The 11,387-nt window shown below is 43.7% G+C and carries 12 protein-coding genes and 1 tRNA gene; 5 read left to right on the plus strand and 8 right to left on the minus strand.

Annotated elements, in window-relative coordinates:
* Positions 1-38: 38 nt before the first annotated feature.
* The 5 genes from U5K77_00005 to U5K77_00025 form a co-directional block, all read right to left on the minus strand.
* Positions 39-185, minus strand: a complete 147-nt coding sequence (locus U5K77_00005; GenBank protein MDZ7744135.1) for a hypothetical protein — start codon at positions 183-185, stop codon at positions 39-41.
* Between the two features lie 2 nt (positions 186-187).
* On the minus strand, positions 188-319 hold the full coding sequence (locus tag U5K77_00010; GenBank protein ID MDZ7744136.1) for a hypothetical protein: 132 nt from the start codon (positions 317-319) through the stop codon (positions 188-190).
* 574 nt (positions 320-893) lie between these two features.
* On the minus strand, positions 894-1,268 hold the full coding sequence (locus U5K77_00015) for a hypothetical protein (protein ID MDZ7744137.1): 375 nt from the start codon (positions 1,266-1,268) through the stop codon (positions 894-896).
* A gap of 484 nt (positions 1,269-1,752) precedes the next feature.
* Positions 1,753-1,827, minus strand: a tRNA-Gln gene (locus U5K77_00020).
* Between the two features lie 547 nt (positions 1,828-2,374).
* Positions 2,375-2,881, minus strand: a complete 507-nt coding sequence (locus tag U5K77_00025; protein MDZ7744138.1) for a hypothetical protein — start codon at positions 2,879-2,881, stop codon at positions 2,375-2,377.
* A gap of 122 nt (positions 2,882-3,003) precedes the next feature.
* On the opposite strand from U5K77_00025, the gene U5K77_00030 reads away from it, so the two are divergent.
* From U5K77_00030 to U5K77_00050, 5 genes are all read left to right on the plus strand, one after another.
* On the plus strand, positions 3,004-3,894 hold the full coding sequence (locus U5K77_00030; protein ID MDZ7744139.1) for a D-alanyl-D-alanine carboxypeptidase family protein: 891 nt from the start codon (positions 3,004-3,006) through the stop codon (positions 3,892-3,894).
* Positions 3,895-3,949: 55 nt separating this feature from the next.
* Positions 3,950-4,891, plus strand: a complete 942-nt coding sequence (locus U5K77_00035) for an alpha/beta hydrolase (protein ID MDZ7744140.1) — start codon at positions 3,950-3,952, stop codon at positions 4,889-4,891.
* 120 nt (positions 4,892-5,011) lie between these two features.
* A complete protein-coding gene (locus U5K77_00040) occupies positions 5,012-6,121 on the plus strand; it encodes a glycosyltransferase family 4 protein (protein MDZ7744141.1) in 1,110 nt (369 codons plus the stop codon).
* 1 nt (position 6,122) lies between these two features.
* Entirely contained in the window at positions 6,123-7,256 is a 1,134-nt protein-coding gene (locus tag U5K77_00045) for a glycosyltransferase family 4 protein (protein ID MDZ7744142.1), read from the plus strand.
* A 16-nt stretch (positions 7,257-7,272) separates the two neighbouring features.
* Positions 7,273-8,370, plus strand: a complete 1,098-nt coding sequence (locus U5K77_00050; protein MDZ7744143.1) for an AI-2E family transporter — start codon at positions 7,273-7,275, stop codon at positions 8,368-8,370.
* Here the strand turns inward: U5K77_00050 and cysS are convergent.
* The 3 genes from cysS to recR all read right to left on the minus strand — a co-directional run.
* Positions 8,354-9,751 carry a cysteine--tRNA ligase gene (cysS, locus tag U5K77_00055; protein MDZ7744144.1) on the minus strand — a complete coding sequence of 466 codons (1,398 nt, stop codon included), beginning with the start codon at positions 9,749-9,751 and terminating at the stop codon, positions 8,354-8,356. The two genes, U5K77_00050 and cysS, sit on opposite strands and share 17 nt — an antisense overlap.
* Positions 9,748-10,782, minus strand: coding sequence for a DHH family phosphoesterase (locus U5K77_00060; GenBank protein ID MDZ7744145.1), 1,035 nt, complete (start codon positions 10,780-10,782; stop codon positions 9,748-9,750). The genes cysS and U5K77_00060 overlap by 4 nt, the downstream gene beginning before the upstream one ends.
* Positions 10,779-11,387: recombination mediator RecR (gene recR, locus U5K77_00065; GenBank protein MDZ7744146.1), on the minus strand; the 609-nt coding region annotated here is incomplete at its 5' end. The genes U5K77_00060 and recR, both read right to left, overlap by 4 nt.

The following is an 11,387-nucleotide window of genomic DNA, read 5'->3' on the forward strand; positions in this document are numbered from 1 at the left end:
CTTTTTTAAACCATCATATTGCTATTAACATTTGACCCTTATTCTATTTTCTCTACTCTACACCCATCGCAATTCAGTACGTGATAGATCTGGCTCTTTTGGTTGGCCTTATCGGTAACGTAATAGCCCTTCTGGTTGGTGTTGTATGTAACTTTTACTTCGTCGCCAACCTTAATATTTGTCACGTCTACGCTATAACTTTCGTCAACCGAAGTAAGCCCACTTGCGGTTCCAAATCATTCTCATGATCAATAGTAATGTACGAACCACCGTCACAGGTAACTGGGTCTATTGTTGTGATTTGTCCTTCACGGTTCATTTCCCTTCCGCCTTCGCAATCAGTAAATTTTGTTGTTACTGTACCGCTTAATGTTTTTATACGTTTGTGTTAAAAAACAAAAATGCTGTAACTACAGCCGCCGCAATTACAAGCAATAACCAAAAAATATAACTTCTTTTCTTCATATACCAGCTCTACCTGCTCTCTTGTTCAACAATTTTATTATACCTTATTAAAAAGCCTGACCTTGATATCCACAGTAAAGCGGAGCGACGAAGGATGGCTGAAAGCCGTGAGCCTGTCGAATGGCTGCCCCTAGTAGGTGTACTTCGGAACTATTATAACTACTCTGGCCGCCATCTTGCTAATGCAAGAATGCTTTAATTCACTCGCATAATTTAGCCATCATAGCAATTCTACCCATACCTAAAGCCAAACTTAAAGATCAGGACCATCTACATTATGTGGTTTCATTTCATAAAGACTTATTATGTCTAGTATAACCATTCTATCATCACCATCTACACCCCAGCATGCACAGTTACCAATAGTGCTTAATTTACAGCCACCTCCATGTTACCTCGCCAGTTTCATAATGAGGATTATCCGTATTCTATCCCAATCTAATAACCCTAAATTCATCATCTTGCAATATGGACACCGACATTTGACTATCGCCTGCCTCAACTCCATCGCTAAAATTCTTATAACGATAGTTCTTTACCATTCTCCTATACTCATCTTTCCCCGTCCTGCGCTCGCCATAGAATAAAACAGACCTAGCTATATCTTCATTAATTAAATCAGCATGAGCCATCTCTGAAGGTGCGGGTAGATTTCCCAGAAGCTCCATGCTGCCCCCAGCCAATGGTGAGAACACACCATCAATCTGACTAAACCTATCGAGATATGTGAATGGTGCCAGCTTCTCAACAACGTCTGTGGCTTGCCTGTTGTAGTGCCAATTATCTGCATCAAATTTTGGCAATAATTCACGAATATAACTGATATAACATGATCCTTACCCTCACTCTCTAACTCGTAATCTGCATCATTCTCTATTGGTTCTAGAAACAATTCGAGACGTGCTTCATCAGCATTTTCAGGAATAGTATTGCGTAAAGTAAGGATTCTTTCTGGTGAATACGTAAATCTAGGGCTAATTTCACTCATGCAATTAGTATCTTTTAATTAGAGAAGAGATGTAAGCACGAGCAAAATGCAAAAAGACGTTGCAAAAATTTTAAGTGCTTATGCTTCGGCTTTGGTCGAGCTTCGACAAGCTCAGCTTAAAAGGAATTCGACCTACGTTCCGCAGGCCCGAAACTTCATGATTGAAAACATAGTTTTCATCAGAAGGTTTCCTTGCAGATTGCCACCGGCAATCTTCACCCCTCATGCGCATTAGGTGGTTGAATCTACCCGTCTCAATAATCCTTCATAGCTCCGCAATAAAGCGGAGCGACGAAGGATGGCTGGGGTGGAGGGATTCGAACCCCCGAATGCATGGACCAAAACCATGTGCCTTACCACTTGGCCACACCCCACCAACTTTCGTATTTTAACAGATGTTAACGTATTGCATTCGGGAATGCATGGACTCCGCGCACCGTAAGCAAGTTCGGTGCGGGACAGGCGCCACCATGTGCCTTACCACTTGGCCACACCCCACCAACTTTCGTATTTTAACAGATGTTAACGTATTGCATTCGGGAATGCATGGACTCCGCGCACCAGAACAAGTTCGGTGCGGGACAGGCGCCACCATGTGCCTTACCACTTGGCCACACCCCACCAACTTTCGTATTTTAACAGATGTTAACGTATTGCATTCGGGAATGCATGGACTCCGCGCACCGTAAGCAAGTTCGGTGCGGGATGCCTGGACTTTATCCGCCTATGGCGGGACTTGGCCGCACCCATCGTCACGTGTAGTCGCACGTTTGTCGTGTTATCGACAAAACAAGTTTGTTCAATAAAACTTACAACCCTGCTAAGCCGTCTCCTTTTAAAATCGTAAATCCTCTTACGATTTTAGTTAAAAAGCCACGGATTAACAGATTGATTCTACCGTAGAAGTTGCTTTTGTGCAATCTACTGCTGTTCTTGAATTCTTAGCATTTTGGTGGATCGTATTATTAGCCCTATATCTTCTCTGTCTAGCGGGTTAGCATTGGTATCAGTCAATATTGCTTTATTGTTTAGCTCGTCATAACAGTGCTGCTCACCCCAAAGCTTCTCTTCTTGATCAATGATTACGCTAGTTGCCTGTCTGCGGGTAGCTCCACGCAATGATTTGTTAATGGGTAAACCCAAAATACTTATAACAGTGCGGTCATTTTTTATATAGTGCGCTAAGCGCCCGATTCCTCTGAGAGTAATTTCTGAGTCCGTTATGACTTTTTGTCTTGCTTCATCTATCAAGTTAATGCTGGCTTCGCGGTAAGGTTCCACTCTATCCAAACTGAATTTCCAGTTGCCAACGATATCAAACTCTTCCACTTCGATCTCTGGCATGTCTGGGCGGGGTTCTTTGTAAATGACCTGCAAGTCAGGAGTTGTAGCATCGTGTTCAAATGGGGTTGATTCCGGGCTGCTCATAAGACGGTTATCTGTGTGTTAATAAAATTCTACCACTCAAAATACTAACACTTAGTTTCCTACAGTTTAAGGTATTTGTCAAGGGCTGTTGCAGTAAAGGTAAAGGGGTATATTATAAACTCATGCGCGTACTCAACCCTAAACGAGATTTTATGTCGTTGCACCAATCCGCACGTAAACGACGCGTTTCAACCCTAAGTATTTTATTTATCGTGTTACTCATATCTTTTGGAGCTTATCTTGTGCTGGGGCAACCCGTCAGCTTTTCTGGTGGCTCGTTGTCGCACAGAGCTTCATCAATTGGTAACGACAATAAATATGTTGGTTTCGATGAAGTTGAGTTTAAGCACTTCTCTGCTGATGATTTTGTTGCACTGTGGCAGAACTACGAGCTCCCTAATACTAAAACCATAGTTGAAGCTCCTGAAATTACCAGCAGTTCTTATGCTGATCAACGCATTCATGACGTAATAAGAAACGCAGGATTTATGCCTGAAGTAATTATTACTGGTAGCCTAGCGACTGTTGAGAGAACCAGAACTGATTATGATAAGCCGCTGCAGTTACAGCCGCTAGCGCGTACAGGCTGGCGAGAGATGCAAGAGGCTGCTCGGCGAGATAATGTTAGTCTTACGCTTAGATATGGATATAGGAGTACTGAAAACCAGCAAGGATTGTTCGCTCGGGCGATGACCGATGCTGGTATATCGGTATTTGGGGTAGCAGATGGTTATTCTGACGCTGCCGTCTCAGAACTTGCTGAAAGCTTAGCTCCGCCAGGATATTCTATCCATCATAGTGGATACGCGGCAGAAATCGGCTGTGAAGGTATTGGTCAAACCTCTTTTACTACATCGAGTTGTTTTGGGTGGTTGAGTAAGGATAATTTTTATAATGCGAAACGGTTTGGATGGGTTCCGGCTACACCAAAAGGTACTAACCAGGATTTGTTAGAGGTATCGCCGGCCAGATTTGTTTGGGTTGGGACGAGTGTTCTCAAAGACGATGAATAAACTGGAAAATTTAAATAGTTGCTCAAACAGATAAGAATATTGTAAAGTTTTATCAATGGCAAAGAAAAAATCGGTACAAGCTGCGGACTACATCGCTCCGCTTTATATAAATGGTATGCAGGGGCGAATGCTGCACATGCCAGCGCGTGGCCGAAAAAAGCTAGAAATATTATATGTTTATGGGCACCATTCTAGCTTAGAACGTTGGTGGGGTATGATCGAACTTCTCAATCAATATGGTTCGGTGACAGCTCCTGATTTGCCGGGTTTTGGCGGTATGGATAGTTTGTATAAGATTGGTGAAAAACCGACTTTGGATACCATGGCTGATTACTTGGCAGCATTTATCAAGCTAAGATATAAAAGAAAACGTATCGTTATTGTTGGCCTGAGCTATGGGTTTGTTGTGGCTACTAGAATGTTGCAACGCTATCCGCAACTAGCTAAAAAATGCGATATGGTGGTAAGCATCGTCGGGTTTACACACCACTCGGAGTTTACATTTTCTCGACCGCGCATGTTGGCCTACCGCGCGCTGTGCAAGCTTAGTACAACTACGCCAGTCTCGATATTTTATAAAAACGTTTTGTTGCACCCAACGGTGATTCGGCTTGGCTACGCTAAAACATATAATGCCAAAAAGAAGTTCGCAGCTGTTGCTCAGAAAGATAAAAAACAAGCTATGGACTTTGAGGTTCATTTGTGGCGTTGCAACGATATTCGTACTCATGCTCAGACTAACTATGATTTTTTAAAACTTAACAATTTGGGTAAGCGCGTCAAACTACCGCTTTGGCATGTGGAAGTAAAAAACGACAATTATTTTGATCATTACACGGTCGTCGAACACCTCCGTACCATCTACGACGACGTGAACGTCTGTACTGCAAAAACAGAGGTTCACGCACCGAGCGTTATTGCGAGCAAAAAAGACGTAAAGCCCTTTGTGCCACGAGCCTTGCAACAGGCGTTTCGGGACTTGGCCAAAAAGCAATAGTGTATACTGCTCATAAGTATAATTACGAGTGAGCTTTGGAATGAACTTCAGTGAGTATCTTGCTAACCGATCTCGAGGTGTTAGACGTTTCCGTTTTGTGATGACAATTGGAGCAACGTTATGAAAATTGGTTTAGTGTGCCCGTATGACATGTTTCGCGGCGGCGGAGTCCAGGAACATGTTAATGCTCAGGCCAACGAACTGCGCCGTCGCGGCCACACAGTAATTGTTATTACACCGCGGGCTCGCGGCTACAAAGACGAACCGCCCAACAATACTATATTTGTTGGTACATCAGCGATGGTGAGGACACCAATTAGTACCAACCTAGAGCTTGGAGCATCATTTGAACGCGACAGTATTGATGACATGCTACAAGAGCAACAATTTGACGTGTTGCATGTGCATGAACCGGAAGTTCCCATGCTAGGGAGTCAGATAATCGCTAAAGCTAACTGTCCGGTCGTGGCGACGTTTCATGCCTATCACCCGAAAAACGCCATTAGCCGGACTATTGAGATGTTAAGAGTCCCGTATTCTAGAACCATTTTTAGTCAATTAGCTGCGGTGACGGCGGTATCTGATGTGGCTGCCGAGTTTGTAAAAGCTCATACTGACCATCACGTCCATATTATTCCAAACGGGATTGATTTGTCGGCATATATTAACGGGTCAAAAAAACGCCGAGCTAACACCGTGTTATACGTTGGTCGGTTGGAGCGTCGAAAAGGCGTGATTTATCTGGTACGGGCGTTTGCAAAAATGGCGGATTCCGTGCCAAACGCCAAGTTAATCATCGCCGGACAAGGTTCAGACCTAAGGAAACTACAAGATACAGCCCACGAGCTAGGGGTCGGTGACCAAGTAGAATTCTTGGGATACGTTGACGATAAAACCAAGAAACGGTTGATGCATGAAGCAAGCCTATTTTGCTCGCCGGCTATTTACGGCGAGAGTTTTGGGATTGTGCTGCTGGAAGCGATGGCAAGCGGTGTGCCGGTGGTTGCCGGTGATAACCCAGGGTATGTATCAGTTTTACAAGGTAAGGGTTTGTTGTCGCTAGTAAACCCCAAAGACACTACTAATTTTGCACGCCGACTAAAGTTGTTTTTGCAGGATGATGAGATTGTGAATCTGTGGCTTGATTGGGCAAACCAACATATCCAGCACTATACCTATGAGTCGGTTGTAGATAAGTATGAAAAGTTGTACGAAAGCATTATAAAGTGATATGAAAATTGGCTTTGTGTTGGATGATAGCTTAGACAAGGTAGATGGCGTACAGCAGTACATTTTGACTCTAGGTCGTTGGCTGAAAAGCGAGGGGCATCAGGTGCATTATCTCGTCGGTGAGACGAAACGTACAGATATTGCCAACGTACATAGCTTGAGCAAAAATCTTCAGGTACATTTTAACCAAAACCGGATGTCAACGCCCCTGCCTGCGAAGAAATCCGCCATTAAGCGTTTGCTGAGCCAAAAACAGTTTGATGTATTGCATGTGCAACTACCTCACAGCCCCTTTTTGGCTGGTCGAGTTATTAGTATGGCGCCAAAAACCACCGCGATATTTGGTACATTTCATATTATTCCGGTTTCTTGGCGAGAACAGATTGCCACCAGGGTACTTCGGCTGTTAGTCGCGCGCAGTCGACGGCGCATTGACAGGACGTTCGCTGTTTCTATGCCGGCGGCTCGGTTTGCCAAAAAAGCGTACGGTCTACAAGCCACGGTTTTACCGAACGCAGTAGCGATTGCTCATTATCATGGAGCAAATCAATTACCGCGTTACAGTGACGGCAAAATTAATATAGTTTTTTTGGGTCGACTAGTTGAGCGCAAAGGTTGCATGGCATTATTAAAGGCGATTGAGCTGTTGCACAGTAAGAATGAGCTACAGAATGTACGGGTGTTAATCTGCGGAAAAGGACCGCTGGAACATCATCTGAAAGAATTTGTTAAATATCATCATTTAAGCCACGTGGTTACGTTTTGCGGGTTTGTCTCAGAGCAACAGAAACCGCGTTTTCTAGCCACTGCAAATATTGCTGTTATGCCGAGTACCGGCGGTGAAAGTTTTGGTATTGTTCTGGTCGAGGCGATGGCTGCTGGTGCTGAGGTGGTGATTGGCGGCGATAATATTGGCTATAGAACGGTTCTAGATAACCGATCTGACCAATTAGTTAACCCTAACGATACAAAAACGTTTGCCAGAAAATTGCGTCGATTCATACGCAACCCACGAGCGAGAAAAGCGGTTGATGCGTGGCAGCAAGATTGGGTGCAGCAGTTTGATGTACGAGTTGTTGGTCAACAGCTCATCGACGAATATGAAGATGTAATTGCGAAACGCAAAACTGCATGAGATACTTGAAGTTAATATGGGATTGCTAAGATCAACAAATAAAACAATAACAATCAGTACAGAAACAATTGTCAAAGCTATATTGCTGACAATTGGAGCTTTTATTGTCTTGAGAGTGGTTGATATGGTGGCTTATCAATTGCAGTTACTAGTTATTTCAGCCTTTTTTGCATTAGCTTTAAACCCTGCTGTGACATGGGCTTCACGCTTACTTAAAAAAGGTAATCGGATTTTGGCTACTGGTATAGCTTATGTGGTGGTATTAGGCGGCGTGCTGACATTTTTGACACTGTTTATTACTCCGTTAGTTGGTCAGTCGGTTGATTTTTTCCGTAATCTTCCCCAGACACTTGAAGAAAGCCGGCAGCAAGAAACAGTGATTTGGCAACTGGTTGATAACTATAACATTGACCAAGAACTAAAAACTTTTGCAGCCGATACCAGCAACCGTGCAAACGAACTAGCCAGCCAGGCTTTGACTGCTGTTACTAAAGTGAGCGGTGCAGTCGTATCAGTTTTAACAGTTCTTGTTCTGACATTCATGATGCTGGTTGAAGGACCACGGTGGTTGGAGCGAATTGCCGCATTGCAGCCAGAGAAAGTCCGCGGCCAAAGAAAACGTGTTGCTATGCGGCTGTATAACGTGGTCACCGGTTACGTAAACGGCCAAGTTCTTATCTCTGCCATAGGATCAGGTTTTTACCTTATTGCCATGCTGATTGGTTCAGCGATTACCGGTGTTCAGCTAAATGCTTTTGGCCTGGCCGGAATTGTGTTCTTGTTTGGGCTTATACCGCTTATTGGAAATACACTGGGTGCATTAGTAGTTATTTTGGTTGCAGCCTTCTCGTCTCTTGGCTTAGCTATTGGTTTGGCGATTTTTGCGGTTGTTTATCAACAAATCGAAAACATTACTATTCAACCTCATGTTCAATCTAAAGCCAACCAATTAACGCCACTGATTGTGTTTAGCTCCGCAATAGTTGGAGCGGGTCTCGGCGGTTTGTTTGGTGCTTTTGCTGCAATACCGGTTGCCGGGTGTATAAAAGTCTTGTTTGAAGAATACTACCTAAAAGACAAAGTTACACTACAAGAGTTTAAGCAGAAGCCATAGCCCAGACAGTTCCTTGTGGCGTGTCTCTTAGCTGAATTCCCTGTTCTTTTAGTTGGTCGCGCAATTCATCGGCTTGTGCCCAATCGTTGGTATCTTTGGCCTTTTGGCGGTTTATTATGACTGTTTTTTGATCTTTTGTTATGTCTTTACGCTTGGAAAGATGCAAACCTAACAACTTATCAATCTCTTTACATACGGTAGCTATAGCTTTGGAGTCAATTCCTAGGTCACCTACTCGGTTTACGATGCCGTTAATGTAGCCCAGGGCTTCTGGTGTATCTAGGTTGTTTGATAAACATTCTTTAACTTTATCGGTGGCGAGTTTATAGTTCTTTGCTAGTTTTTCAGATGTGAGTCCTTGAAATTGTAAATCGGCAAATGCTGTCCAGTCGTTCAAGTTATTTTGGAACGATTCAAGAATCTCCCACGAGAAGTTCCCTTCTGTGCTGTAGTGACTAGATAAAACTAGCAACTTAAAGGCATCTAGACTGTACCCATGGTCAATAATGTCTTGCAGAGTGTAACTATTGCCCAGAGATTTTGACAGTTTGGCGCCATTAATCTTTATATGATTATTGTGGAACCAGTGTTGGACAAAACGTTTTTTAGTTATGGCCTCTGTCTGTGCTATTTCGTTTGTGTGATGAACCGGAATGTGGTCAACACCGCCGGTATGGATATCTATCTGTTCACCTAGTGATTCATAAGCGATGACCGAACATTCCAAGTGCCAACCGGGGAAACCTTTACCCCAAGGACTGTCCCACTCCATGTCGCGTTGTCTGTCATGAGGTGAAAACTTCCATACAGCGAAATCCGTAGGGTTTTTCTTGCCTTTCACATCAACTCTAAAACCAGCTTTTTGTCCCTTAATATCAAGGCTGGCCAGCTCGGTGTAATCGGGGAACTTACTGGTGTCGAAATAGACGCCCTCATTTTCTATGATATATGTGTAACCGCCTGCTTCCAGACGTTTGGTGAATTCAATTTGTTCACCTATTAAATCGGTAGCTCTTATAAGTTTTGTGGGACGCAGCAAACCAAGCCAGTCATAAGCTTCTGTATCGGCGATAGCGATGTATTTATCGGCTATGTCCCAAGCCGATTTGCCTTCTTTTTTGGCACCTTTTTCCATTTTGTCTTCACCGGTATCATCGTCGCTCACCAGATGACCGACATCGGTAATATTTTGGACACGTGTCACTTGGTAACCATTATCTAAGAGTATCCTGTGTAATACATCGGCATAAATATAAGCTACCCAATTACCGATCTGAGGCTGGCTATACACTGTCAGACCACAGGTGTACATGGCTATCTTTTTATCATGTAGTGGTTTTATTGGGCTAACTTGTTTGGTGCGTGTGTCATACAATTTCATGATTTGTCCTGTGATGTCGTATCGCGTTTGAGAATATGTTCATGAACAACCTTAATACACTCGGTCTTAATCTCGTCAACTGATCGTCCATCTTGAATTTTAAAACCTGCGGCATAATCATGCCCACCGCCTCCGAAATGCTCAGCTAGTTTTGCGCCGAAACCGAATCCTTGATTGCAGCGAATTGCAGCCAATATTTTGTTGTTATCATAGTGTTTCAATACAATAGCGATACCAACGCCGGCTGTCTGGAGCAAATCCGTCTGAATGAGTGGTGCCGGGTTATATGCGGCGCTGAATTCAGTTATTTCTTGCTGAGGAACCGTCACTACTGCTAATTGACCATCAATATGGAATTCACTACGATCAATTAACCGAGCTTTGTATTTAAAAATCTCTGGCGGCATTTTGCTATACTCGCGCCGCAGATCTTCTAACCCGGGTCTATCCACGCCGATATCTACTAGTTCAGCCATAACCCGGTAAGTTTGAGCACTGGCTAGAGAGTTACTCAAGCCTTGAGTGTCACCAAGAATAGCGGTCATGATGAATAACCCGGCCGTCTCGTCTACTTCTAAACCGATTGCTTTTGCGATGGTATAAACCAATTCCGCGGTCGATGAAAGTGACGGTTCGTTTATCAATACTGTAGCAAACTCTAATGGTTCTTCGACGGTTTCGTGATGATCCAAGACGATACATGGTTGTTTGCGAATTTGTTTGTCCTTGCCAGTTTCAAATAATTTTTGTAGTAAGGCGCTTGAGGACGCATCAACAACTATACTTAAATCAAACTGCTTTGGTAACTCGTTGGTAACCCTATCCCATCCAGATAAATAGCGCAAATACGATGGTACGTCCACTGCGCAGTACATAGTGACTTCTTTGCCTGATTCGCCAAGTAACTGTTCTAAGGCTAGGCTTGTTCCTAGGCTATCACCGTCGGGGTTGTCAGCTTGAATAATAACAATGTGACCGGCGTCAGTGATTAGTTCATCAATTTTTGCGATGTCAGTTTTTTGCAAATTCATAATATGGTTCGCCCCTCCAAAGCTCGACCAAGGGTTATTTGGTCGGCGTATTCTAAATCAATGCCAACTGGTAAGCCACGAGCTAGGCGGGAGATTTTTGGTACTTTTTTAGCCGTGAGCAAACGTTTTTGGATATATAAGGCGGTTGATTCACCTTCTACACTAGCGTTAGTGGCCAAGATTATTTCCTGGACTTTGTCTTCTTTAACACGCTTTAGGAGTTCGTCAATGTGGAGTTGTTCGGGGCCGATTCCATCAATAGGTGATACGAGACCGCCAAGCACATGGTAGGTGCCTTTATACTGTCCGGTTTTTTCAATAGCTATAATATCAAACGGTTCGGCGACCACGGCAACAATCTGTTTGTCACGATCCGGATCAGTGTATAGTTCTGACAGATTCTGATCTTTTTTTACCAATGCAAATGTCTTTGTACAGTACCCAACACCTTCATGTACATTTTGAGCACTATCGGCAAGCTGTTTGGCGATTGCCGGGTTTGATTTAAACAAAAAGTGAGCGTAACGCTCGGCAGTTCGCGGCCCAACCCCCGGTAACTCTCCAAATGACTCAATTAATGCAACTAGTGCTGGCGGTAATATCTG

This window comes from Candidatus Saccharibacteria bacterium (genome assembly GCA_034521515.1).
GTDB lineage: Bacteria > Patescibacteriota > Saccharimonadia > Saccharimonadales > JAXHMH01 > JAXHMH01.